Annotated in this window: 21 protein-coding genes; 10 read left to right on the top strand and 11 right to left on the bottom strand. The window is 66.2% G+C overall.

Annotation, left to right across the window (positions count from 1 at the left end):
• Nucleotides 1-70: 70 nt before the first annotated feature.
• Genes ABZ195_RS00785 through ABZ195_RS00765 form a run of 5 tightly spaced genes read left to right on the top strand, consistent with a single transcriptional unit; the run spans nt 71 to nt 5,596 of the window.
• On the top strand, nt 71-1,261 hold the full coding sequence (locus ABZ195_RS00785) for an FAD-dependent oxidoreductase (protein WP_355213961.1): 1,191 nt from the start codon (nt 71-73) through the stop codon (nt 1,259-1,261).
• A complete protein-coding gene (gene glnT, locus ABZ195_RS00780) occupies nt 1,258-2,640 on the top strand; it encodes a type III glutamate--ammonia ligase (RefSeq protein ID WP_355213958.1) in 1,383 nt (460 codons plus the stop codon). Before ABZ195_RS00785 ends, glnT begins: the two co-directional genes overlap by 4 nt.
• A 26-nt stretch (nt 2,641-2,666) precedes the next feature.
• On the top strand, nt 2,667-3,566 hold the full coding sequence (locus tag ABZ195_RS00775; RefSeq protein ID WP_355213957.1) for a glutamine amidotransferase family protein: 900 nt from the start codon (nt 2,667-2,669) through the stop codon (nt 3,564-3,566).
• The gene (locus tag ABZ195_RS00770) at nt 3,551-4,261 is read left to right on the top strand and encodes a protein glxC (protein ID WP_355213955.1); all 711 of its coding nucleotides are present in this window, start codon (nt 3,551-3,553) and stop codon (nt 4,259-4,261) included. The genes ABZ195_RS00775 and ABZ195_RS00770 overlap by 16 nt, the downstream gene beginning before the upstream one ends.
• Nucleotides 4,262-4,273: 12 nt before the next feature.
• Complete coding sequence (locus ABZ195_RS00765) at nt 4,274-5,596, top strand: FMN-binding glutamate synthase family protein (protein WP_355213953.1); 1,323 nt, start codon at nt 4,274-4,276, stop codon at nt 5,594-5,596.
• Nucleotides 5,597-5,657: 61 nt separating this feature from the next.
• Here the strand turns inward: ABZ195_RS00765 and ABZ195_RS00760 are convergent, their stop codons facing one another.
• Complete coding sequence (locus tag ABZ195_RS00760) at nt 5,658-6,110, bottom strand: DUF2000 domain-containing protein (RefSeq protein WP_355213951.1); 453 nt, start codon at nt 6,108-6,110, stop codon at nt 5,658-5,660.
• Nucleotides 6,111-6,189: 79 nt separating this feature from the next.
• Between ABZ195_RS00760 and ABZ195_RS00755 the strand changes: the two genes are divergently transcribed.
• On the top strand, nt 6,190-6,648 hold the full coding sequence (locus ABZ195_RS00755; RefSeq protein ID WP_355213949.1) for an Lrp/AsnC family transcriptional regulator: 459 nt from the start codon (nt 6,190-6,192) through the stop codon (nt 6,646-6,648).
• Nucleotides 6,649-6,723: 75 nt separating this feature from the next.
• Nucleotides 6,724-7,641 carry a serine hydrolase gene (locus ABZ195_RS00750; RefSeq protein ID WP_355213947.1) on the top strand — a complete coding sequence of 306 codons (918 nt, stop codon included), beginning with the start codon at nt 6,724-6,726 and terminating at the stop codon, nt 7,639-7,641.
• Between the two features lie 33 nt (nt 7,642-7,674).
• On the opposite strand, the gene ABZ195_RS00745 is transcribed toward ABZ195_RS00750, so the two are convergent.
• A complete protein-coding gene (locus ABZ195_RS00745) occupies nt 7,675-8,052 on the bottom strand; it encodes a DUF732 domain-containing protein (protein WP_355213945.1) in 378 nt (125 codons plus the stop codon).
• 12 nt (nt 8,053-8,064) lie between these two features.
• Nucleotides 8,065-8,451, bottom strand: coding sequence for a hypothetical protein (locus ABZ195_RS00740; protein ID WP_355213943.1), 387 nt, complete (start codon nt 8,449-8,451; stop codon nt 8,065-8,067).
• A 418-nt stretch (nt 8,452-8,869) separates the two neighbouring features.
• Here ABZ195_RS00740 and ABZ195_RS00735 point away from each other — a divergent pair, with 418 nt between their 5' ends.
• Nucleotides 8,870-10,804 carry a glycosyltransferase family 39 protein gene (locus tag ABZ195_RS00735; protein ID WP_355213941.1) on the top strand — a complete coding sequence of 645 codons (1,935 nt, stop codon included), beginning with the start codon at nt 8,870-8,872 and terminating at the stop codon, nt 10,802-10,804.
• Nucleotides 10,805-10,828: 24 nt separating this feature from the next.
• On the opposite strand, the gene ABZ195_RS00730 is transcribed toward ABZ195_RS00735, so the two are convergent.
• The 7 genes from ABZ195_RS00730 to ABZ195_RS00700 form a co-directional block, all read right to left on the bottom strand.
• Nucleotides 10,829-11,632 carry a response regulator transcription factor gene (locus tag ABZ195_RS00730; RefSeq protein ID WP_355213940.1) on the bottom strand — a complete coding sequence of 268 codons (804 nt, stop codon included), beginning with the start codon at nt 11,630-11,632 and terminating at the stop codon, nt 10,829-10,831.
• Nucleotides 11,629-13,071: a CotH kinase family protein gene (locus tag ABZ195_RS00725; protein ID WP_355213938.1), complete on the bottom strand. Its 1,443-nt coding sequence runs from the start codon at nt 13,069-13,071 to the stop codon at nt 11,629-11,631. Before ABZ195_RS00725 ends, ABZ195_RS00730 begins: the two co-directional genes overlap by 4 nt.
• Nucleotides 13,071-13,748, bottom strand: coding sequence for a DUF4956 domain-containing protein (locus tag ABZ195_RS00720; RefSeq protein ID WP_355213937.1), 678 nt, complete (start codon nt 13,746-13,748; stop codon nt 13,071-13,073). Before ABZ195_RS00720 ends, ABZ195_RS00725 begins: the two co-directional genes overlap by 1 nt.
• A complete protein-coding gene (locus ABZ195_RS00715) occupies nt 13,745-14,668 on the bottom strand; it encodes a polyphosphate polymerase domain-containing protein (RefSeq protein WP_355213935.1) in 924 nt (307 codons plus the stop codon). Before ABZ195_RS00715 ends, ABZ195_RS00720 begins: the two co-directional genes overlap by 4 nt.
• Before the next feature lie 324 nt (nt 14,669-14,992).
• A complete protein-coding gene (locus ABZ195_RS00710; RefSeq protein ID WP_355213933.1) occupies nt 14,993-15,589 on the bottom strand; it encodes an MspA family porin in 597 nt (198 codons plus the stop codon).
• A 131-nt stretch (nt 15,590-15,720) separates the two neighbouring features.
• Entirely contained in the window at nt 15,721-17,154 is a 1,434-nt protein-coding gene (locus tag ABZ195_RS00705; protein WP_355213931.1) for a HAMP domain-containing sensor histidine kinase, read from the bottom strand.
• A gap of 133 nt (nt 17,155-17,287) precedes the next feature.
• A complete protein-coding gene (locus ABZ195_RS00700; protein ID WP_142271026.1) occupies nt 17,288-17,989 on the bottom strand; it encodes a response regulator transcription factor in 702 nt (233 codons plus the stop codon).
• A gap of 1,894 nt (nt 17,990-19,883) precedes the next feature.
• On the opposite strand from ABZ195_RS00700, the gene ABZ195_RS00695 reads away from it, so the two are divergent.
• Both ABZ195_RS00695 and ABZ195_RS00690 read left to right on the top strand, forming a co-directional pair.
• Nucleotides 19,884-21,113, top strand: coding sequence for a bifunctional glycosyltransferase family 2/GtrA family protein (locus tag ABZ195_RS00695; protein WP_355214891.1), 1,230 nt, complete (start codon nt 19,884-19,886; stop codon nt 21,111-21,113).
• Nucleotides 21,114-21,174: 61 nt separating this feature from the next.
• A complete protein-coding gene (locus tag ABZ195_RS00690; RefSeq protein ID WP_355213929.1) occupies nt 21,175-23,142 on the top strand; it encodes a glycosyltransferase family 39 protein in 1,968 nt (655 codons plus the stop codon).
• A gap of 13 nt (nt 23,143-23,155) precedes the next feature.
• On the opposite strand, the gene ABZ195_RS00685 is transcribed toward ABZ195_RS00690, so the two are convergent.
• Complete coding sequence (locus ABZ195_RS00685) at nt 23,156-24,208, bottom strand: glycoside hydrolase (protein ID WP_355213927.1); 1,053 nt, start codon at nt 24,206-24,208, stop codon at nt 23,156-23,158.
• Nucleotides 24,209-24,336: the final 128 nt, after the last annotated feature.

Here is a 24,336-nt window from a genome sequence, read left to right as displayed (position 1 = left end):
TGCGGGGTCGTGAGTCTAATGCTAGGTTACGGTGACTCCTATCCGGAAACACGACTATCGCGGGGATCACGTGTCGGACACCACCACCTTCCTCGTCGTCGGGGGCGGTCTCGAAGGACTCGCCATCGCCTACTCGCTGGCCGAGCGTGGTGAGACCGACGTCGTGGTGCTCGAGCGCGACACCCTGTGCTCGGGCATGACCGCAAAGTCCAGCGGCGTCGTGCGTTGCCACTACGGCACGCCGTCGCTGGCCGCGATGGCCTGGTATGGCATCGACGTATTCACCCATGCCACGGAGCTGTTCGGCGACGACATCTCGTTTCGCCAGTGCGGCTATCTGGTCGGCGTCGGCGAGAACAACGTGAAGCCGCTCGAGGCCACGGTGGCGATGATGACGGGCTTGGGTATCACCACGGAATTCGTCGACCACGACACCGTCGCCGATCTGTGGCCCGGGATGTACCTCGACGACTTCGCCCGCTTCGCCTACGAACCCCTCGGCGGTCGTGGTGAGGCCTACATGACGGGCATGGCCTTCGCCGCCACCGCGCGCAAGATGGGCGTCACCATTCGCCAGGGCACCATGGTCACCGAACTCCTGACCGACCACGAGGGATCCGTGTACGGCGTGACCGTGGCCGACGGGTCCCAGATCCACGCCGACCACGTCATCCTCGCCAACGGCCCCTGGGCGCCCGCACTCGCCGCCGGCGCCGGGGTCGACATCGACGTCAAGGCCCAACGGGCCCAGCTGGTGCTCGTCGACCAGGGCATGCCCACTCCCGATGTGCCGGTGCTCTCCGATCTCGCCGGGCTGCAGTACATCTGTCGAGAGCCCAACGGCGAACTGCTGGTTGGCAATTCCGATCACCAGTCCCCCGAGTTCGTCGATCCCGACCGGTACGTCAACCGCGCCGACGACGACGCCATCGAGAAGAACGTCGTCAAGCTCGGCCATCGACTGCCCGACATGCCCGACCCGCGCATCACCAGCTCCTACGTCGGCGCCTATGACGTCACTCCCGACTACAACCCGATCATCGGCCCGTCGCCCGTCGACGGGCTGTTCCTCGCAACCGGCTTCTCCGGTCACGGCTTCAAGATCTCGCCCGCGGTCGGCAAGCTCGTCGCCGACCTGTTGGTCGACGGACGGACCGCACTACCCCACGTCGACACCGACGACTTCCGCTACTCGCGATTCGCCGAAGGCGACTCGACGATCAGCCTCCATCCCTACGAGGGCGCAGGAGAAATGCGATGACTCACACCGACGTCGACTTCGAGACGCGTGTTCCGCCGACCGCGTCGACCCCGGCGGCCGTGAACGGTGAACGGACACCCACCTTGTCGGAGGTGGCGCGGGCCAGCGGCACGACCTTCATCCTCGCCCTGTTCGTGACCCTGTCGGGGAAGCCCTGCGCCAAGCTCGTGCCCATCCAGGCGGTCGGGCAACTCGAGGCCGACGGGGTCGGCTTCGCCGGGTACGCCGCCGGACACATGGGTCAACAACCCAAGGACTCCGACCTGGTGGCGCGGGCCGACGTCACGTCGTTCACCCCGATTCCGTTCATCAAGCCGGGCCTGGCCCTCGTCCACTGCGATCCACACGTGGACGGCAAGCCGTGGCCCTTCGCGCCTCGAATCATCCTGCGGGAGCAGCTGCGTCGGGCCGCAGAGCTCGGATACACCGTCAACGTCGGCGCCGAGATCGAGTACTTCCTGGTCAACAGGGTCGACGGCGAACTGGTCACCGCCGACCGCAGCGACACCAGCGCTACCCCCTGTTACGACGCGCGCGACGTCACCCGCATGTACGACCACCTCACCGAGATCTCCGAGGCGATGAACACCCTTGGCTGGGGCAATTACGCCAACGACCACGAAGACGGCAACGGTCAGTTCGAGCAGAACTTCGACTACGCCGACGCCATGACGACCGCCGACCGCGTCGTCACGTTGCGGTATCTGCTGTCCGTCGTGGCCGAGAAGCGCGGTATGCAGGCGACTTTCATGCCCAAGCCGTTCACCACCCGCACGGGCAGCGGTCTGCACATGCACCTGTCGCTCTGGGACGACACGGGGGCGGTCTTCCCCGACGACGCCGACGAACAAGGGCTGGGGCTCTCCCGCACCGCGTATGCGTTCGTGGCGGGGATTCTCGAGCACGCGTGTGCGCTGCAGGGTCTGATCGCGCCAACAGTCAACTCCTACAAGCGAACCGGGGCGACCTCCACTACCAGCGGAGCGACCTGGTCACCGCGGTACGCCACCTACGGGGGCAACGACCGCACGCACTACCTTCGGGTGCCCGACCACAACCGCGTCGAACTGCGGGGCGGGGACGGCTCGGCGAATCCGTATCTCGCGGCCGCAGGCGCCATCGCCGCCGGTCTCGACGGAGTGCGACGTGACCTGCACCCCGGCAAGCCGGGGACCGGTGACTCCCCCAGCGAGATGCTGCCCATGACCCTGTTGCACGCGATGGACGCCTTGGAGGCCGACGCCGTGCTGACCGACGCCCTCGACGCCGCCGGACCCGGTGTCGCCGAGTACTTCGCGAAGTGCAAGCGCGAGGAATTCTTCGATTGGCACAACACGGTCTCCTCATGGGAGATCGACCGCTACCTCACCTCATTCTGATCACCCTTTCTTCCAGGAGGAAATCCATGTGTGGAATCGTCGGACTTCACCTGCGCGACGCCACGCTGCACCCCCGCTTGGGTGCGCTGTTGTCCGGGATGCTTGACGCCATGTGTGACCGCGGGCCCGACTCCGCCGGAATGGCCGTCTACGGCGACCCCACCTGGTCACCCGACGGCGAGTCGACCGTCTCGCTGCTCGACTCCCCCCTTCCCGCAACTGAACTCGCGCGCCAACTCGGCGCCCTACTGACCACACCGGTCACCGGGCACGACCTCGACCCGACCATCGTGGTGCATGCCGCCGTGGCGACCGAGGTACTGACCGCAGCAGTCCGGTCTGCCGTGCCCACCGCGCGGGTGATCGGATTCGGCGAGCATCTGACCGTGCTCAAGGGCATGGGCAACCCCACGGAGCTCGCCGACCGCTTCGGTCTGCGCACGGCCAGCGGATGGCAGGGGGTCGCCCACACCCGGATGGCCACCGAATCGGCCGTCACCGCCGAGGGGTCGCATCCGTTCGCCGTCGGCCCGGACCAGTGTCTGGTGCACAACGGGTCGTTCTCCAATCACATGTCGATCAAGCACGAACTCGAACGCGCGGGGGTCGGCTTCGACAGCGAGAACGACACCGAGGTGGGCGCGCGGTACGTCGCGAGACAGCTTGCCGAGGGGGTCGATCTGGAGAAGGCGCTGCTGATGCTCAACGAGACGTTCGACGGCTTCTACACGCTGTTGGTCTCCACCAGCGACTCGTTCGCGGTCGTCCGCGACGCCATCGCGTGCAAGCCGGCGATCGTCGCCGAGACCGACCGCTGGGTGGCCATGGCGTCGGAGTACCGCGCCCTCGCGCACTTGCCTGGCGTCGAGGCCGCCCGAATCTTCGAACCCGAGCCGGAAGAGGTCTACGCATGGCACCGACAGTGAGCACCACGACCCCGGCGACGAGCGGCGTCGTCGACCTTCGGACGTCGAGCACCCGCGAGGTCAACGAGTTGCTCAGCTCCCCGGGTGCCCCCAAGAGGCTCACCGTCACTCACCCCGACGGCGCACATGCCTTGGCCTGCGGCCTCGACGCCGAACTCGAGGTCACCGTCGACGGCCACGTCGGCTACTACTGCGCAGGCATGAATCAGAAGGCCACCGTCACCGTGAACGGGAACGCAGGCGTGGGCGTGGCGGAGAACATGATGTCGGGGCGCGTGCACGTCAAGGGCGACGCCTCGCAGTCGGCAGGGGCGACCGCCCACGGGGGCATGCTGATCGTCGACGGCAACGCCGCTGCGCGCTGCGGTATCTCGATGAAGGGGGTCGACGTCGTCGTCGGTGGCAATGTCGGCCACATGAGCGCCTTCATGGGTCAGGCCGGACGCTTGGTCGTCTGCGGCGACGCCGGCGAGGCCCTGGGCGATTCGATCTACGAGGCCCGTCTCTACGTCCGCGGCAGCGTGGCCTCGCTGGGCGCCGACTGCGTCGCGAAGGAGATGCGCGAAGAACACCTCGTCGAGCTCGCGCAGCTGCTCGAGGCGGCCGGGATGCACTACGAGCCAACCGAGTTCACCCGCTACGGGTCTGCCCGCCAGTTGTACAACTTCCACGTCGACAACGCCAGCGCGTACTAGGAGAGCCCGGTCATGACGACACCCACACCCTCGACGCCGCTGCGCGAGTCCGCCACCTTCGACCGCAGTGTGATCGCCGAGATCCAGCGTGCCGCCGAGACCGGCATCTACGACATCCGCGGATGGGGCGCCAAGCGCACGCTTCCACACTTCGACGACCTGCTGTTCCTCGGCGCGTCGGTCTCGCGTTATCCACTCGAGGGTTACCGCGAGAAGTGCGAGACCGACGTCGTGCTGGGCGACACGCATGCGAAGTTCCCTCTTCACCTGGACATTCCGATCACCATCGCGGGCATGAGCTTTGGCGCGCTGTCGGGGCAGGCCAAGGAGGCGCTGGGCCGCGGCGCCAGCGAGGTCGGCACGTCCACCACGACCGGTGACGGCGGGATGACGCCCGAGGAGCGGGGACAGTCCAAACACCTCGTCTACCAGTACCTGCCGTCGCGATACGGGATGAACCCGGTCGACCTTCGCAAGGCCGACGCGATCGAGATCGTCCTCGGCCAGGGCGCCAAGCCCGGTGGTGGCGGAATGCTGTTGGGACAGAAGATCACCGAGCGGGTGGCGGGCATGCGGACGCTGCCGATGGGCGTCGACCAGCGCAGCGCCTGCCGCCATCCCGACTGGACCGGGCCCGACGATCTCGCCATCAAGATCCTCGAGTTGCGCGAGATCACCAACTGGGAGAAGCCGATCTACGTCAAGGTCGGAGCGACTCGGACCTACTACGACGTCAAACTCGCGGTCAAGGCCGGGGCCGACGTCGTCGTCGTCGACGGCATGCAGGGCGGCACCGCGGCCACCCAGGAGGTGTTCATCGAGCACGTCGGCATTCCGACGCTCGCGGCCATACCGCAGGCGGTGCAGGCCTTGCAGGAGATGGGCGTGCACCGATCGGTCCAGCTGATCGTCTCGGGCGGCATTCGCAGCGGCGCCGACGTCGCCAAGGCGATGGCGCTCGGGGCCGACGCCGTCGCCATCGGCACCGCAGCGTTGATTGCTCTGGGCGACAACAGCCCTCGCTTCGCGAGGGAATACGGTGAGTTGGGATCTGCGGCCGGCTTCTACGACGACTTCCAGGCTGGCCGCGACCCGGCCGGCATCACGACCCAGGATCCAGAGCTCGCGAAGAATCTCGACCCGGTCGCCGGCGGGCGACGGCTGGCGAATTACCTGCGGGTGTTGACGATGGAGGCGCAGACGCTGGCGCGGGCGTGCGGCAAGTCCCATCTCCGCAACCTCGAACCCGAGGACCTCGTCGCCCTCACCGTCGAGGCCTCGGCGATGGCCCGGGTGCCGCTGGCGGGGACGAACTGGATCCCCGGCCGGTACTGACCCCGGTTCAGGGTGAGCTAGTTCTGGCGACCACCGACGATCCCCGGGGTCGCCCGCGCGATCAGCGGTGAAGTCTCAGTCCGTCGACGATCTTGTCCACGACCTTGCGCTCACCTCGGATCGCCAGACCGACCACGTCTAGCTCGGGGCGTCGAACGGCAGCTACGGCGGCCCGGTTGGCCTCGTCGTCACCGGTCCCGAACAGCGCCGTGGTGAAGATGGCCGGTGTCACGCCGCGGTCGACCGCCCGGTTGAGTGTGCGGAGCAGATGCGCCTTGTCGGTGCCGAACACCATGACGGGCTGACCGAACATCGGGGTGTATCCGGTGCCGTCGGCGTCCTCGTACCGCTCTCCGATGGAGTCGGCGGCACTTGCTGCGATCCCGCTGGCCACGAACGCGGTCACGTTGAGCTTCTGCCACGTTGGAAGGTCCTCGTCGAGCACGACGGCGATCTTGCTAAGCAGGCGAGTGGTTCGGTCCGAAGAGTCGACAGGCGTCGTTAGTTCGGTCATGGTGGTCACGCTAGACATGCATGCTGCCGATGCCATCCTTCACCGAATTTAATTCGGTCAGTCGTGCGACGATCGTCACGTGGACGAATTGGATGCGGCCATCGTGGCCGCGTTGCAGGCAGATGGTCGGCGCAGCAATCGCGACCTTGCCGCGGAACTCGGCGTCTCGCCGTCGACCACCCTGGAACGGGTACGCGCATTGCGGCAGAGCGGCGTGTTGTCGGGTGTGCACTTCGTCGTCGACCCCGCCCGGCTGGGCCGGCCCGTTCAAGCAATGATCACGGTGCGACTGCGCCCCCAATCCCGCGAGGTGGTCTTGGGGTTCAGGAACTTCGTCCTCACGTTGCCGGAGACCCTGCAGGTGTTCGTCACCACCGGCGCAGAGGACGTTCTCGTCCACGTCGCGGTGTCGTCGACTCAGGCGCTGCGGGACTTCGTGCTCGACTCGTTGACCAAGCGGCGCGAGGTGGCCGGAGTCCGCACCGACGTGGTCTTCGACCACGAGAGACGACACGTCGTCACCCCCGTGAGTCACTAGAGCGGGGCCGCACGGCCGCCGTACGGCGCTCCGGCCGATTAGGCTGGCCAGAACGATCTTCTCCAAGGGGGCTTCATGGGTCAGCGGCGCGCGAAGCAGACCATCACGCGGGCGGCAACCGTCTGCCTGGCGATACTGCTCGTCAACGGCTGCGAGGCTCGGGTCTGGGGTTCGCCTCCGCCCGCGGCCACGCAGACCAACCCGCCCGCCTCCAGCCCGATGCTTCCCGCGGCACCCCCTGCCGTGAACGTGGCGCCGCTGGAGGGACTCGACGCTCGGGTGCGCCAGGCCACCGCCGACGCAGCCGCGGTCGGGGCGGACATCGAGACCGTGGTGATGGACCGGGACACCGGCCAGATCGTCTCCAACGGGAGCAATGCGCCCTTCCCCATCGCCTCGGTCGTCAAGCTGTTCATCGCCGACGACCTGTTGAAGCAGGTCGCCGACGGCAAGACTCAACTCTCCGACGCCGACCGCAAGTCACTGGACGTCATGCTGCGGTCATCCGATGACACTGCGGCCCAGAACTTCTGGGACCGCGACGGCGGAAACGCGATCATCGGACGCGTGGTGGCCCGGTACGGGTTGACCAGCACGGTCGCGCCGTACAACGGCCACTGGGACGTCACCCAAAGCACCGCGAGCGATCTCGTCCGCTACTACGCCATGCTGCTGGACGGCACGGGTGGGTTGCCGCCCGAGCAAGCCACCGTCATCATGGCCAATCTGGCGCAGTCGACGCCGACGGGGACCGACGGATATCCGCAGCGATTCGGCATACCCGAGGGCCTGTATGCCGAGACCGTCGCGGTCAAGCAGGGCTGGTTCTGCTGCTGGAGCGGGTCGAATCAGCTGCACGTGTCCACCGGCGCGATCGGACCCGACCGCCGCTATCTGATGGCCATCAGCTCTCTGGACCCCACCAGCGCCGCAACCGCCCGTGCGAACATCACCCAGGCCGTCAAGACGATGTTCCCCGGGGGCAAGATCTAATCCCGCCAACGGATTCGAACGGTCGCCGGGAGTTCAGGACCCCGCCCCGAGCAGGCTCAGCCATTCCTCGCCCGGCAAGGTCGACATCATCGTCGGGCAGTAGAGACTGACGGAGAGTCCGGTCAAGATCCTGGAGATCCGTGGGGAGGTGCCATCTCGGGCGGCGAGAGCGGATGCGATCGACGTCATGGTCTCACCGGGTTGCCGGATCGCCGTGCAGATCGAGGTACCCAGAGAGGATGAGGGGTCCGCTCCAGTGGTCGACGCACCGGGAGGAGCGGTTGCGTTGAGGACGGGGTCAGTCCCGGTGTCTGCGTACGCCGGTGTCGGCGCCGCAGCCCACATCGAGACGACGGCCAACGGAACGAGGAAGCCCATCGCCGACTTGTGATCTCCATGCTGGCTAGACATTTCGACCCTCGCTCACGTGCCGGGCGTGGCGACGATGCCCGGCAGGGCACCGGTCACGGACGACAGTGGGCCGACACTTGGCGTTGCCAATCCCAGCATGTTCGCTGCGTTGCTCAAGACCGAGAAGTCGCCATTTGCCAAGGACGTCATGAAGTTTGGGCACTGGGATTGGATCGCCAAGCCGGCGATCCCGCCGGCAAGCTGCGATCCCAGCCCACCGTGGCCCCCCGCGGTCGTCACCGTACTGACGACCTGGCTGCCCGGTTGCACCAGCATGGGGCACAACGACGTTGCGAACTGTGCGATGAGCTGGCTGAGCGCGCCGTCGTTGCCGATTCCGAAGTCGCCGAGCAGGGACGAGTCTCCCGCATCGGCGCCGGCGGTTGCAGGAACCGCCATCGCGAACCCGACCGCGGCCGTCGCCGATACGAGAAGTCGTAGGGCAGCTGTGGTGGAACGTGCGCCACCTCGGTGGGTTGGCGTGCTCGCGGGGAGGGTGGAGGTGAGGGTCTCGGTAGTCATTCGTGCGGTGTTCCCGTCGTCCGGTGGGGTCCGCCGAGAGTGAAGAATTGGCGGCACGCGGATAACGTTCTGTCACTCTGGTCACGTTTGGAACACGAATCGATCACCGTCTTGAACCTGTGGGTGTTGCATGAAACGGACGTCTGGCTCGGGGTTGTATGAGGTCGTCGCGCCGCGATGCCATCCACAGCGGGCACAAATACTTCGCCTAGAGGATGCACATGTGCACGTTGCATGATCCTTGGCACCTGGTTCGGAACGCCGCCAGACCGAAGCACCGACCACGAGGGATGCGATGACGACCGCAGCACCAGCTACGGAGAACGACGACGATGCCTTGGGAGCGAAGGGCGTCGCGCGACGGCCCCCGTGGACCGGGCTCGCATTGACCGCACTTCTCGTCGGCACCGCAACGTTCTGGACGATCGGACTCAGCCGAAATGGCTGGGGCAATTCGTTCTACGCCGCCGCCGTTCAGGCGGGCACGCAAGACTGGAAGGCATTCCTGTTCGGATCGTCTGACGCGGCGAACACGATCACGGTGGACAAACCGCCCGCGTCGTTGTGGGTGATGGAGATCAGCGCGCGATTGTTCGGGGTCGACTCCTGGGCGATCCTCGTCCCCCAGGTACTGCTCGGCGTCGCATCGGTGGCACTCGTATATTCCTGCGTCCGTCGGTCTTTCGGACCAGCCGCAGGCTTGATCGCCGGCGCCGTGCTCGCGCTGACGCCGGTCGCCACGTTGATGTTCCGCTACGACAACCCCGACGCACTGCTCGTCTTCCTCATGGTGGCCGCGACGTGGGCACTGCTGCGCGGGATCGAGAACGGCCGTACGCGCTGGGTCGTGCTGTGCGGTGCGCTGATCGGCCTCGGCTTTCTCACCAAACAGCTGCAAGTCGTCCTGATCATGCCGGGTCTTGCAGCCGCCTATCTGCTCGCCGCACCGCCGCGGTTGCGAACACGGCTGCTTCAACTCCTCGCCGGCTTGGCCGCAGCCATGGCGACCGCCGGTTGGTGGGTGGCGCTGGTCGAACTGTGGCCGCGAGGAGATCGCCCCTACATCGGAGGATCCTCCGACGACAGCTTCCTGCAGCTGACACTCGGGTACAACGGGCTGGGCCGCATCCTCGGTGGTGGAGCTGGCGGCGGGGGTGGACTGCCGAGTCCCCCCGCTGGCGGCGGCCCCGGGGGTCCCGGTGGCGCACCGATGTTCGGCTCCGCGGGCATCACCCGGATGTTCGACTCCGCGTCTGCCACCCAGGTCTCCTGGCTGCTGCCCGCCGCCCTGGTGTTCCTCGTCGCCGGACTGGTGCTGTGCGGCCGCGTAGCCCGCACCGATCTCATCCGGGCGTCGTACCTCGCCTGGGGCGGCTGGCTCCTGGTCACCGGCCTGGTGTTCAGCTACATGTCGGGAATCTTCCACGACTACTACACCGTCGCGCTCGCGCCCGGCGTGGCTGCGGTGGTCGGGATGGGCTCGGTGCACCTGTGGCGTCATCGTGACGAGCGTTGGGTGACCATGCTGTTGGCCGGCGTGGCGGCCATCACCACCGGCTGGTCCTGGGTCTTGCTGGATAGGTCACCGGACTTCGTCCCCGCCCTACGCTGGATCGTCGTGGTGCTCGGCGTGGCGGCGACGGTCGGGTTGGTGGTCGTCGCCGCCCGGCCCGGGCTCACCTTTGCGATGGGCGGCCTCAAGACGTGGGCGGCAGGAGTGGCCGTCACCGCGGCACTCGCCGGCCCGGTGGCGTACTGCATCCAGACCGTCGGCACGGCGCACACCGGCCCCATCATCGTGGCAGGCCCCTCGACGAATGGGGGGCTGCCCCAGCCCCCTGATGGTGGCCACTTGCCCGGGCAGGGCAAGCCATCCGAGCAGGTGATCGAATTGCTCGCCGCCGATTCCGAGGACTACACCTGGGTGGCCGCGGCAATCGGATCCATGGAGGCGTCGGGATATCAACTGGCGACCGGTGATTCGGTGATGCCCATCGGTGGCTTTGCCGGCGCGGACCCAGCGCCGACTCTTCGGCAATTCCAGGAATACGTCGGCGAGGGTCGCATCCACTACTTCCTTGAGTCACCCCACCCGGGAATGCCCTCCTTCCGCACGGAGTCGGGTGCGAAGTCGGAGTCCACCGAGATCGGAGACTGGGTCAAGCAGCACTACGTCCCGACCACGGTGGACGGCGTCATGCTGTACGACCTGACGGCCACCGCACGATGACGCCCGCCCGCGCGGCTGGGGTTGTCACGAGATTCGGCCCGCCCGGCCCACGACCGAGGGTGGTGGGCTCGGGCGGATGCTGTCGCGAGCCGGTTTCAGGACGTACCCCGTCTTCCGCAACGTATGAATCATCGGGTCCCGACCGTCGTCGACTCGTCGGCGAAGATAGGACACGTAGAGCCTCACCTGCGGGGCCTGCCCCGTGTAGTCGTAGTGCCATACCCGGCCGAGGATCTCTCGGATGCCAAGGGCCCGGCAGGGATTGCGGATGAAGAAACGCATCAGCGCGAATTCGGTTGGTGTCAGGGCGATATGGTCTCCTCCACGCCACACGCGCAGATGCTCCTCGTCGAGGACGAGGTCGCCGACCGACGCGATGGGGCGGACGGACTCGTGGTCCACGCCATGGTTGCGGAGCGTTCTTCGCACCCGCGACATCGCGTCCTCGATGCTGAAGGGCTTCATCAACCAACCGTGGGGCTCGGCGTTCACCGTGGGACGCGAACCCCTCTGGTGCAGAAGAAGCGTCAGCAACGTCGGGTTGGACTCGTGCAGTCGATCGAGCAGCAGCTGACCGTTCATGTCGGGCAACCTGAGGTCGACTATTGCCAGATCTGGCTTGACGCGACGCGCTTCCGACAGAGCAGAGATACCGTCGCCCGCGGTGGTCGTGTGTATGCCACTGGCATTGAGGGCAATCGACAGCATCTCGGCGACCACCCGTTCGGCGTCGACGACGAGCACCCTGGGCTGCCGACTGGCGAGGTGACTTTGCGACAGGCCTCGGGTCCCGCTCCTTGCCGGCAGGTGCCACGCGTCTGTCATCATTCGGATCTCACCGCATCGAGGGATGCCATGCGCTGCTCGATCCAGGTGTCGAGAGCGCTGACAGCGGTCGAAAGTCGCTCCTCGTCAAGGCCATCGGTGATGGGCACCGTCGATGCGATGTCGTCGAGCGTCACCTTCGCGGTGCCGTCAGCATAGACGCGGTCATACAACTGCCAGTACGCGTCGTGGTACTTAGGCGCCCAGAGGTCGGACTCGAGGAAGCGGGTCTTGAGCGGGTTCCCGAAGTCCGGCGCGCCGGGGGCACCCGAGACCACGGTGCCCGGTGGCGGTCCGATCGCGACCTCGTCATCCGGCCCGGTGGTGGCACTACCGTTCATGGCCAGGTTCAGATCCCAAGAGACGACGGAGATCTTCGTCGTGGACAGGTCGTACCAGAGGTAGTAATTCTGTCCCGGCCCGCCCATGTCGTCACCGTTGGCCAGCAGGTTCTGGGTCGCAAGGTATCGCGCAAGAGAAGTCGTGTCCACCCAGTCCGAGACGTGGGCGTCGAACTCCTTCTGGTCGGCACCGTCCAGCCAGGCGAGGAAGTTGATGATCGGCTGCAGGTTTCCGTCGTCGACGGCGTTGATCTGCTTGAACTGGCCCGCGTACTGCGATTGGTCGGATCCTCGGTATTCCATGCGCGAGTTGGCATCCGCCTTGTAGAGGTACCCGTCGGTGTCGAACAGCGAGTTCGCGTACGCCTCGTCGGGGTGTTCGAGAAGGAGCCGCGTCGTCGTCCTTCCGTTGATGGTGTAGGTGGCGTACGCGTAGCGCTGACTGGGCTGCCCGGTGGCCGCCGTCAGGGACAGTGCCAGCGCTTCGTTGAGCACGGGCGTTCCCGGTCGCACCGACAGCTCGGTGAGTCCCTGGTAGCCGCGACCCTCTGCGTTCTCGTCGAAGCTGATCAGCAAGGGCAATGTCGTGGGGTCCTCGGCCGACGCCGCGGACATTCCCGACATGGCACCCGGTGGAGCGCCAGCACCGCCGGACTCGGGCGCGCCGGGTGGACGCACGCCGTCACCGCGCAATCCCATCAGGGTCGAGTTGCCCTTCAGACGCACCGCTGCATCACCAATCGGTGTGCCGTCGATCACCACGTTCGCGGTCACCCACTTCTTGTCGCCGTCCTTCTCGTAGGCCGAGATCATCCGTTGATACTGGGCATCGGAGACGTCGACGACGAGCGTGTGCGAAACAGTGGGGTCGAAGAGGTCGACCGTCCCCATGATGTCGTCGGTGATCTCCGAGCGCATGATCGTCACGTCGCCGGTGATGTAGGGCTGGATTCGGTAAGTACCCACCACCGAGGTCAATCCGATGGCCACCGTCGCCAACAGCAACAGCACCTTCCAGTGCTGTCGCAGTCGAACGGGCACTCGGTGGCCGATTCGTCTCTGCGGTGGCTCGTGGCGCACCGTCGGGCTGGTCTCCGGCATCAGATGTCTGTCTGGTCGTATCCGGTCAGCACGGTCACTCGTTGGCCAGTGTTGACGGCGCTGAGCGCAGCGATGAGGTCGCTTCCCTTGCGCCCCTTCTTCAACTGCGTGGTGTAGTAGAGCTCGTTCAGCGCGCCAGACCGCGCGGACTCCGTCGAGACCAGCTCGAACTCCGAGCAGAATTCGATGAGCACGTCCTCGACCCGGGCGGCATACTCGGGCTCGGGCGGCACCTGCACCTTGACCACCTGGCGCGCAACGTCGAGCTTGAACCAGTTGAACCGGTACATGATCACCAACACCAGGCAGATGACCACCGTGGCGGCGATGGCCAGCAGATAGAAGCGCGTTCCGGTGGTCATCCCGACCGCCATGGCCAGGAAGATGAAGCCGACGTCGCGAGTCTCCTTGATGGCGTTGCGGAATCGGATCACCGACAGTGCGCCGACTAGCGCGAAGGCTCGGGCGATGTTCGATCCGACGACGAGCATGATCACTGAGATGACCATGCACACCATGACCAGGGTCTGGACGTAGGACTGGCTGTAGGAGACGTTCTTGTGCGTGTAGCGGTATACCCATCCAATGGTCGACGCCAGGAGGAATGACAGGATCAACGACGCCGTCACGTCGAGTACCGTGAACGTTCCGCTGAGATCTTGCAGGTCGATGGTCATTGACGACCGTCCCTTCGAGGTGAGTCGGGTTGTGTGGTGTTCTCGGTTCGAGTCGTCGCGAAGACGTCGGAGGATGTTGGCGCCACGAGTTCCGGCGTTCCGTCGCGTGACCGAGGCACCATGCCGAAGGCCTGGACGGACTGGCAGTACTTGGACACCCGGATCACCGACATGTCGGTGCGTGCCGCGAGATCGGTCACCCAGTACGGCACGCGTTCGTTGGCCTTGATCTCGACGACGGCCAGCTTGGGCGGAATGACGAACTCGTTGGTCGCTCCGGAGGCAAAGTGGAAGTCCCGGTCACGTCCGTGCACTTGGTGGTCGATCGTCACACGCAGGCCCACGTCCGCATCGCGTCCGACGAACGCTTCCCGCAGATATCCCGTCGTCACGATGGGCCGTAGGTCGAGATTGCCAACCAACGTCGTCACCTCGTCGACGAATCCCTTCTGAGAGGGGTGACACTGCAACACCTCTCGGGTATCCAGCCATCGACGCGCGAGACCGTACGGCAATTCGATCCGACGTTTCTGTGTCACCCGGTTGACGCGTTGTTTGATCTCGACCTGAACGGGGGTGTGATCACCGCATTCGGACGGCGGGCCGTAGAGGCGCAAGCGCAACTTGCGCCGAAACCGCAGTCCCTCGATCTTCTCCCAGTAGAACCGCAGGTCCGCGGTGTCGTAGTACAACGAGGTCACCGGGTATCCACCCCGCGGCGAGAACGGATCGGCGGCCATCCGGGCCATGAGTTCGGCACGCAGGTCCGCAACCCTGAACTCGTCGAGGAGGTATTTGATCTCGTATCGGTTGAATGAGTGCAGACGACTCGCCGTCCGTTGAAAGCCAGTTGGCTCCGGCGGCACGTCGTCGTGTACGCGTGCTGGCGGTGAGGACCTACGCGCCAGAAACGTCTTCACGTCCTTCAATGCTGCAATGCCTTTCGCTGATCGTTCATTCATCGTTCGTAGACGAAACCATGTGCGTCTGTGGATGTCGTATGAGACGCGTAACCGATGGGTATCAGCGAACGGGCACGGCGGGTGGCGCCTGCTGGGCGGGGCGGCCCGTCGGTGCCGTCAAAGGTGGCCAGGAAAGCTCTGTCGGAGGCCATGATTCGATCGAACTACTGGCGGGTCCGTCGTCATCGTCGTCATCGTCGTCATCGGCATGGGCCACCCAGGCGACGCCGATCGCGATGGCCGTGGCTGCCAGTAGGGCGGCCATCGTTCTCCATGCCGCCCTCACAGCGGGAGCACTTCGCCGTAGACGTTCAGGGCGTCGTCCGAGGTATCCGAACTGGTCATCGCGGAGGCAAAGAGCCGCGTCGTGACGGCGCCGCCGCATTGGTCCACTTGCACGTGGGCGTCGAGGATGGAGATGCTGGCGGTGGAGCCCTTCAGCGCCTTCGCCCCGAACCCAATCACCTTGATGCCGCCCGACTTCAGCGTCGTCCCGATGCTGGGACCTAGGCCCACTTCGTTGTCGTCGTTGTCGAAGAGGTCGGTGTCGACGTTGACCCCGAGATCCAGCCCGTCGTCGAGATTGACCTGGCAGCCGAGCTGTGCGCCTACCACCAGTTGTCCGGTGTTGATCGGATGATCACCGGCACCGTCGACCGTCACCGTGACCCGGCCGCTGAGATAGCCCTCCTTCGAGAGGAGCGCATTGGCCATGTTCGGTACGGCGTCATATCGCGCGTCGGTCAGCGACAGCGTCACCTGCCACCCATCGATAGTGGTCACCTGCCGGACGACGTCCGGAACCTCCTCGACTTGGGCGTGAACCGCCGCGGTCGAACGGCCGAACATGACCACGATCAGCATCACGACGCCGGACATCCTGCGAAACGCCAACTTAACAACACTCCATGCTCGGTGAGTTCACGTAGTGGGCGTCGTCGCCAACACGTTTGGTCCCGCGAGCATGCCCGGCCAACATGGGCCGTTGCTGTGCAAAGTGTATCGAGGCGCTATCGCCGGGAGGTGACGGACATCGGGTCCGAACGTGCCACCCCGGGGGTGGTGGCCGAGCCGGTCCCGGGCAGCGTGACGGTGAAACAGGTGCCACTCTTGCTGCTGTCTACCTCGATGACACCGTCATGGGCGATCACCACGGCGCGAGTGATCGCCAGTCCGAGTCCGGTACTACCTGCGGCCCGAGATCTCGATCCGTCACCGCGCGCGAACCGCTCGAAGACGTTGGGCAGCAGTTCTTCTGGAATTCCTGGCCCGTCATCGCGGACGCTCAGCGTGACCGAATGATCTGCGTTCGACGCTACGGACGTGACGATCTTCGTCCCCGCCGGAGTGTGAACCCGAGCGTTGGACAACAGATTGGCCAGCGCCTGGAAGAGTCTCGACCGATCGCCGATCACGCTGACGGTGTCGGGAGGAATGTCCAAGACCCACTGGTGTCGGGGTCCCGCAATGTGAGCGTCGTGGACGGCATTGATGAGCAGGTCCGAGAGATCGACCGGCTCGCACTCGACGGGCCGTCCGGTGTCGAGTCTGGCCAATAGCAGCATGTCCTCGACGAGTTCGTTCATGCGTCGAGACTCGTCGCGAACCCTGCAGAGCGCGTGCGCGAGGTCGGATTGGTGGCGAACGTTTCCCTGCTCGTCGGTGTCGCCGACGAGGCGCTCGGCGAATTCGGTGTACCCCTGAATCGACGCCAATGGAGTTCGCAATTCGTGACTGGCGTCTGCGACGAATTGGCGAACTCGTGTCTCACTGGTGTGCCGTGCCGTCAGGCCCTCGGCCACCCGGTCGACCATCGTGTTGAACGCCGTGCCGAGCCGTCCAATCTCGGTGTGTGCCGTCTCGGGAGCCACCGGCTCCAGGGGTGTCGGCAGCCGTACCTCTCCGCGGTCCAGCTGCAGACCGGCGACGCGCTGTGCGGCCAACGACATGCGAGACAGGGGATCCAGCTGACGGCGGATGATCACCATGACAGCGGCGACGGTGGCCAGAAGTGCCGCCGTCGATGAAATGGCGATGATCCACGCAGCCGACGCCAGGGTCGCCTCCACGTCGGCCAAGGGAAGCCCGGACACCACCACGACGTCGGTGCCGTCGATTGGAACCGCGGTCAGCCGGTAGTCGCCGACACCGTCTAGCTCGACGCTGACCGTCCCCGTCGTCGGCACCTGAGAGAGTTGATCGACCGCGGTGGGGCTGAGTCCAACCCGGTTGCCGGTGCGAGTGATGACAGCAGCCTCGGACACGGTGCCGCCTGACCTCACGGCCCCGATCGTGCCGGACGACTGACCCGGACCGTCGAGAAACAGCGGGCCAGGACCGGAGAAGCGGACGACCGGCAGCTTGCCCATCTCGTAGAACATGGTGGAACGTGACTGCGCCTCCATCACCTGGGCGTCGAGTTGGTCCATGAGGTAGCTCCTCATCGCCAGCAGAGTCCCCGCGCCCACTGCGATACACAGGCACACTCCGAGACCCGTCACGACCGCGACCAGGCGGATCCGAAGCGGCCAGGTACGAGGAGTGAACAGGCGAATTACTCGAGCACTGCCGATGGCGCTACTGCGGCTTGATGACATATCCGACGCCCCGGACGGTGTGAATCATCGGTGGCCGATCTGCGTCGACCTTCTTGCGTAGATACGAGATGTAGAGCTCGACGACGTTGGAACGGCCGTCGAAGTCGTATTCCCAGACATGGTGCAAGATTTGGGCCTTCGTGAGCACGCGACGGGGGTTGTGCATGAGCACTCTCAACACGGAGAACTCCGTGGCGGTGAGGTAGAGCTGTTCGCCTGCACGGGTCACCTCGTGGCTGTCCTCGTCCAGGACCAGGTCACCGACGACCAGTTGGCTAGACCCGTCGACCACGCCCCGGCCGGACCGCTTGACGAGGGCTCGAAGTCGAAGGATCATCTCCTCGACGCTGAAGGGCTTGGTGACGTAGTCATCCCCTCCGGCGGCCAATCCGGCGATGCGATCCTCCATCGAATCCTTTGCGGTGAGAAGCAGCACGGGGAGCTCCGGACGGATGCGGTGTAGTTCGTGCAACACGTCGAGCCCACTCATGTCGGGCAGCATGAGATCCAGGACCACGACGTCCGGGCATCCAGCGGCGGCTTGTCGGATCGCCGCGGCGCCGTCAGCCGCCGTGGTCACGTTCCAACCTTCGTACCGCAAGACCATCGACACCAGATCACTGAGCGCAGGCTCGTCATCGACGACGAGCACCTGAATCGGAGAACCGTCGGGGTGGGTGATGCGGTCGGCTCCAGCCAACGCAGGCGATCGATGGACTACGTCACCGGTGTTGTGCACCTAGCAATTCTGTAGCAGCTCTCTAGCGATGCCCTGTGCAGAGTCTATGCATCGGCTATGCCTATTCTCGGCCCCACGCTGGAGTGTGTGGCCGTCCGGCCGGGCGATTTCCCCGGCCGGGCGGTACATCATTGTGTCGTCATCTGCCCGAACACATTCCGTCATCCGCCCGAACGGCCGCCGGGCACAGCCCTGGCACAGAACCTTGCTATGACACCCATAACCCTCAATGGGGTGCCGCCACACCGCGCCCCCCGGATTCGTGGCACCGTCGAAAGCGTTGGCGCAACACGTCGTCGACGTCGACTACGACAGAAGGGAATTCATGACCTTGCCATCGCACTTCCAGAGACCCAGCCGGGTGACCGCAGCGGTCCTGTGCGCGGGATCGGTCGCTCTGGGGCCGCTCTTCGCCACGGGGATCGCCAACGCGTCACCGCCACCACCGCCGTGTGCGGCGCCACCGGGGCAGCCGTGCCCTCCGCCGACTCCTCCCCCACCGCCCCCTCCGCGGTAGACCAAGACCCCACGACCGAAAGGGCCTCCTCCCCATGAAGAAGACAGTCAAGCGCTCCCACCGAGCCGTGCTCGGCTCGGCAATGATCGCGCTCGCTCTGATGGGCTCGTCGGCGGGCTTGTCCGCCGGCGTTGCGTCAGCAGAACCCCCACCCCCACCTTGTATGCCCGGAACACCCTGCGGCCTGGGTGGTCCCGGGCCCGGCCCAGGGATGGGTGGACCCGGCCCAGGGATGGGCGGACCGCCGGCTCCGCCTCCACCCGCACCCCGACCGCCCTGCGTGCCGTTGCTGCCCTGCTGATTCTCGTCGTGCACCGTTAGGTGACCTGGGGGTGCATCCCGCGCCCCAGGTCACCCCACGCCGGCCCGCTCAGGACTTCGGAGCGGACGTCTTGAAGCTCGTACAAGATGTTCGCCACCCAGTCGTCGTCGGTCACCCCGATTGGCTGCCGGGTGGTGATCGGTTGGCCGAAGCGCAGCTACATCCGCTTCGGGCTGGGAATGAGGGTCCGACCGATTTCGCGTGTCAAAGGCATTGTCATGTAAGCCTTTCCGGTAATCTCCTGGCCCACCTTCTCGGTGAGTCGCCCCAGGAAGCCGTCTCGCTCGACGACGCTGTGGTAGATGTCGTCACCGCCGACGTGGCCGACTGAAACGATCGGCTAGTCGTTGGCGATCGCCACCCGGGCGTTCACGACGACACCTCCGCAGGCGGCCAGGACGTCGCCGATCGGTCCCGGCATGGGCCACGCGCCCCTTCGTCCTCCCTCGAAGCGGTTAGAAGCCGCGGCCAGGCAGGAACGGAGCGCCCATGCCGAACCCGGGACCGGGGCCCATCATCGGTGCCGGCGGCGGGGGCGGGCCCCCGCATGGCAGGAACGGAAGGCACAGACCCGGCCCGGGGGGTGGCGGCGGAAAGGGAAACGCGTTGGCAGTCCCAGCGCCGAATCCTACAGCGGCCAGGGCCATCCCGCCGCAAACGGCTACCGAACCGGCAGCCATGCGCACCTGTGTTCTTCGATTCATCACGAAACTCCTTGTCATGTGTCACGGTCAGTCGCGATCTCGACGCTACGGTCACGACGTGGGCGTTCCGTAGCGGCACTGTGGGAACCAGATGTGAGCCGGCTTGCGGCTGCACGCCGATTGCCTCGTCCGAATTACTCAGCAGGACAACGTGAGCGGTGATTTCAGCCGGCCGTCAGTAGCGCGCAGAACTGCACTCACCCAGTCGACGATCCTCATAGCAGCCGCATAGGTTCGCCCCACGGTTCCCCCATGGCGGTACCCGACGATGGCGTCATGACTCAGCACAGCGCGATGGACGTAGTGGCTCCTTCAACGGCGGTGGCACGGCCGAGCGCCGTCGCCGAGGCACGGCATCGTGGGGTTCCGGTAGTCGACGTGGTGGTTCCGGTGTACAACGAGCAAGCGGCGCTCGGAGCCTCCATCCGGCGCCTGCACCGCTACCTTGCGGAGGCACTGCCGTTCACCGCCCGAATCACGATCGCCGACAACGCCAGCATCGACGAAACACCTCGCATCGCTGCAAAACTCGCCGACGAACTCGACGGAGTACGAGTGGTTCGGTTGGAGCAGAAGGGGCGCGGCCGTGCCCTGCACACCGTGTGGTCGTCATCGGACGCGCCAGTGCTCGCCTACATGGACGTCGACCTGTCCACCGACCTCGCCGCGCTGCAGCCTCTGCTGGCTCCGCTGATCTCCGGGCATTCGGATCTGGCCATCGGCACCCGCCTGGCCCGCAGCTCGCGCGTCGTACGCGGCGCCAAGCGCGAGGTCATCTCGCGGTGCTACAACCTGATCCTGCGCTCGACGCTGTCCGCGAAGTTCTCCGACGCACAATGCGGATTCAAGGCGATTCGCGCCGACGTGGCAGCCCGACTGCTCCCCCACGTCGAGGACACCGGCTGGTTCTTCGACACCGAGCTGCTGGTGTTGGCCGAGCGATCCGGTCTGCGCATCCACGAGGTGCCGGTGGACTGGGTCGACGACCCCGACAGCCGAGTCGACATCGTCGCAACTGCCACGGCCGACCTGAAGGGCATCACACGCATGCTGAAAGGCTTTGCAAGCGGGGCGATCCCCGTTCGGGAGATAGCCGCCCAGCTCGCTTCGGGACGGGCCGCCGCACCGCGCAGTCTGATGCGGCAGGGTGTCCGCTTTGGCGCCATCGGAGTGGCGTCGACGCTGGCGTACCTGATGATCTTCTCCCTGCTGAACGCCGCCGCCGGCGCCCAGGCCGCGAATCTGATCGCACTGCTGATCACCGCGATCGGCAACACCGCAGCCAATCGCCGCTTCACCTTCGGCGTGCGGGGCGGCAGTGGCATGCTGCGCCACCACGTCGAGGGGTTCGCCGTCTTCGGCCTTGCGCTCGCGCTCACCAGCGGCTCGCTTCTCGGCGTCCACAGCCTGGTGTCCCCCACACCGCTCTGGCTTGAACTCTCGGTGCTGATCACCGCCAACCTCGCTGCGACTGCACTGCGCTTCACGTTGATGCGCGGCTGGGTGTTTCACCCCAACCGCTGAACGGCCCACCGCAATCCCAGACCACCATGGACCAGCGATCATGCTGAGCGAGAGGAACACGATGCCCGCATTCGCGGACACCACGCAACGACCCGCAACCACCGAACAACCCGAGCCATCAGTCGATCCGCGCTGGGCGAAGCCCGCGCTGGCGACTCTGCTCGTGGCCACCGCGGGGTTCTGGTGCATCGGCCTTGGCCGAAACGGTTGGGCCAACGCCTTCTACGCCGCCGCCGTCCAGGCAGGGACCAAGAGCTGGAAGGCATTCCTGTTCGGGTCTTCTGATGCCGCCAACGCCATCACGGTCGACAAGCCACCGGCGTCGCTGTGGCCGATGGAGATCTCCGCCCGCATCTTCGGAGTCAGCTCCTGGTCCATCCAGTTGCCGCAGGTCCTACTCGGCGTGGCGTCGGTCGCGCTGCTCTACGTCATCGTCAAGAAGCAGTTCGGACCCGCGGCAGGACTGATTGCGGGCGTCACCTTGGCCCTGACACCGGTGGCCACCTTGATGTTCCGCTACGACAACCCCGATGCGCTGCTGGTCTTCTTGATGGTCGCCTCGGTGTGGGCCCTGCTGCGCGCCGTCCACGACGGTCGTACCCGCTGGCTGGTGTCGTGCGGCGTCTTGCTCGGCATGGGATTTCTGACCAAGCAACTGCAGGTTCTGCTCGTCGTGCCCGGGCTGGCGCTGACCTATCTGCTCGCCGGTCCGCCCCGGTTACGCGTGCGACTCGCACAACTCCTCGCGGGTCTTGGCGCCATGCTCGTTGCGGCGGGCTGGTGGGTGCTGCTGGTCGAACTGTGGCCCGCCGACGACCGGCCCTACATCGGCGGATCGGAGAACAACAGCTTCCTCGACCTGACCTTTGGCTACAACGGACTAGGGCGGCTCATGGGCGGAGAAGGCAACTCGCCCGGAGGCGGCTCGATGCCCGCCATGCCCGGTGGGGGTGACAGTCCGTTCGGTCATGCCGGCATCGGCCGAATGTTCACCGGCGAGTCGGGAGCTCAGATCTCCTGGTTGTTGCCCGCTGCCCTCATCGCGTTGGTCGTCGGTCTCGTCGTCACCCGACGCCTCCCACGCACCGACCGGGACCGCGCTCAATATCTGGCGTGGGGTGGCTGGCTGATCGGCACGGCCGGTGTATTCAGCGCCATGTCGGGCTTGTTCCACGACTACTACACCGTCGCACTGGCTCCGGCGGTCGCCGCGCTCGTCGGAATCGGTGCGGCCGACCTGTGGCGCCGTCGCGCAAGCACGTGGGCGGTCACCGTGCTCGCCGGGACGACCGCGGTGACGGGCGGATGGTCGTGGATTCTGCTGAGTCGCACAACGGATTTCGTTGGATGGCTGCGCTGGGTCGTTCTCGCGGCGGCACTGGTGGCCGCCTCGGCGTTGGCGATCTCGGCCCTCCCGACTGCGCGTCGCCCGAGAATGCAATCCGTGGCCGCAGCCGTGGCTATCGCCATGGCCATTGCCGGTCCGCTCTCGTACTCGATCCAAACCGTCAGCACGGCCCACACCGGCGGTGTCGTGACGGCCGGCCCCCAGATTCCTGGTACGGGGATGGCAGCGATGGGCCCGGCCTCCGACTCCGTTGGCGCATCCGCACCGCCGGGACGCGCCGACACCGAGGTTCCTGCCGAGGTGGTCACCACGCTGTCGAGCGACAGTGAACGGTTCACTTGGGTCGCCGCGACACCGGGTTCCACCGAAGCCGGCTATTACCAACTGGCGACTGATCTTCCGGTGATGGCACTCGGCGGCTTCGGATCGTCTGACCCCGCTCCCACGCTGACGCAGTTCCAGGGCTACGTCGCCGACGGCCGGGTGCATTACTACGTCGAGTCGACCGGGTTGGGTCTTCCCAAGGGCATGAACGACTCCGGCACGCCGCTGGCGCCACCCGGAGCGAACGGGTCGACGGAGGCCGAGCAGATCAAGGACTGGGTCGAGAAGGAATTCACGCCCGTCACCGTCGACGGCGTCACCCTCTACGACCTAACCGCACCGCTGTCCGGATCGTGAACGAGCGCGATGGTCAGCGGCGCGGCGTCGTGGTGATGTGCACGTGGTCGAAGTGGCCGTAGCCCGAGGCTTGCGGCCCGGCGGGCGTGTTGTAGGTGCCACGCCAGATGACGTCCTGTATCCCGAAGCGCGCCGAGTTGCTCATCGCGAAGGCGAGGATCTGGTCTCCGAGCGCGATGCCCTCGGGACTCTCGGGGTTGGGGATCATGATGTCGATGGCCAGTCCGCTGGGATGCCACGGCTTCGAATCGGGCCGGACGCCGTCGATCTCGGCGATCTGGGGAAACTGCACGCTGACGGCCCTCGCCGCGAGGATGGTGTTGGGCTGCAACCCAGCCTCTGACGCGACGCCGACGGGCAGCGACTCCGGCAGCTCTCCGGCGACGACCTCGGGCGGGGAGGCGACGTCGCCGGGGGGCAGGGCAGGCATGGCGGCGACCGCCCGCTGCTGCGACGGGGTCAAGGCCGCGTACTGCGCCTCCGCGGCGGCGATCTGACGCAGCAGGTCCCTCCACTTCTCCTGCAGTTCCGTGTTCCGTCGGGCGGCTGACTCCGCCGCGGCGCTCGCCTCGGCCGCCGATCCCCGTGACACCTCGGCGGCGGAACTCGCCCGATCGCGTGCGGCATGGAAGACCGCCACCTGCTGGGCGATCCCGGAGGCCACAGTCGACTGCAGCGCCAGCCGGTCGATCAATTCCCCCGGCGAGGCTGCGGTCAGCGCGGCGGCGAATTGCCCGGTGCTTCCGCTGGTGTAGTGCATCGCCGCCACCCGGTCGAAGGCAGCCTGGTGGGGCGCGAGTTCGAGGTTGGCGGCGTCCAGAGCAGCCAGGTCGACGCGGTGGCGGTCGAGCGCGATCGTCTGCTCGGCCAATGTGGCGTCGGCGTCACGCTGGGCCGCGGTGACGGCTTCACGACTCTGCACCGCCTGGCGGGAGAGCTCGTCGAGACGGGCCAGCGCGTCGACCGCCGGATCGGCCCTGACCTCACCGACGGCGATGAGCACTACGAGGGCGGCCGCGGCGAGAGAACACGTCGTTCGCCGGAGGGACTGGCCGACGGCGGTCACGCGGATGTCACGGTCCTTCGTTCGGGGACCGCTTCTGGCCCGGTGTCGACGTCCCGGGCAAGGCTACGAAGTGTCACCGACGATGTCTACCCGCGGCACTCGCCATACTGGACGGGTACGTCCCTGCG

The organism is Mycobacterium sp. NPDC006124, from assembly GCF_040614235.1.
Taxonomy (GTDB): domain Bacteria; phylum Actinomycetota; class Actinomycetes; order Mycobacteriales; family Mycobacteriaceae; genus Mycobacterium.
This window is presented reverse-complemented; position numbering and strand designations above follow the sequence as displayed.

Coding starts and splice junctions, on each gene's coding strand:
- ABZ195_RS00710 (WP_355213933.1), bottom strand. CDS start 15,589: ATGTCCGGCGTCGTGATGCTGATCGTGGTCATGTTCGGCCGTTCGACC.
- ABZ195_RS00760 (WP_355213951.1), bottom strand. CDS start 6,110: ATGACCGAACTAACGACGCCTGTCGACTCTTCGGACCGAACCACTCGC.
- ABZ195_RS00750 (WP_355213947.1), top strand. CDS start 6,724: ATGGGTCAGCGGCGCGCGAAGCAGACCATCACGCGGGCGGCAACCGTC.
- ABZ195_RS00765 (WP_355213953.1), top strand. CDS start 4,274: ATGACGACACCCACACCCTCGACGCCGCTGCGCGAGTCCGCCACCTTC.
- ABZ195_RS00725 (WP_355213938.1), bottom strand. CDS start 13,071: ATGCCGGAGACCAGCCCGACGGTGCGCCACGAGCCACCGCAGAGACGA.
- ABZ195_RS00690 (WP_355213929.1), top strand. CDS start 21,175: ATGCCCGCATTCGCGGACACCACGCAACGACCCGCAACCACCGAACAA.
- ABZ195_RS00775 (WP_355213957.1), top strand. CDS start 2,667: ATGTGTGGAATCGTCGGACTTCACCTGCGCGACGCCACGCTGCACCCC.
- ABZ195_RS00730 (WP_355213940.1), bottom strand. CDS start 11,632: ATGATGACAGACGCGTGGCACCTGCCGGCAAGGAGCGGGACCCGAGGC.
- ABZ195_RS00745 (WP_355213945.1), bottom strand. CDS start 8,052: ATGTCTAGCCAGCATGGAGATCACAAGTCGGCGATGGGCTTCCTCGTT.
- ABZ195_RS00740 (WP_355213943.1), bottom strand. CDS start 8,451: ATGGCGGTTCCTGCAACCGCCGGCGCCGATGCGGGAGACTCGTCCCTG.
- ABZ195_RS00695 (WP_355214891.1), top strand. CDS start 19,884: ATGGACGTAGTGGCTCCTTCAACGGCGGTGGCACGGCCGAGCGCCGTC.
- ABZ195_RS00705 (WP_355213931.1), bottom strand. CDS start 17,154: ATGAGGAGCTACCTCATGGACCAACTCGACGCCCAGGTGATGGAGGCG.
- ABZ195_RS00720 (WP_355213937.1), bottom strand. CDS start 13,748: ATGACCATCGACCTGCAAGATCTCAGCGGAACGTTCACGGTACTCGAC.
- ABZ195_RS00770 (WP_355213955.1), top strand. CDS start 3,551: ATGGCACCGACAGTGAGCACCACGACCCCGGCGACGAGCGGCGTCGTC.
- ABZ195_RS00735 (WP_355213941.1), top strand. CDS start 8,870: ATGACGACCGCAGCACCAGCTACGGAGAACGACGACGATGCCTTGGGA.
- glnT (WP_355213958.1), top strand. CDS start 1,258: ATGACTCACACCGACGTCGACTTCGAGACGCGTGTTCCGCCGACCGCG.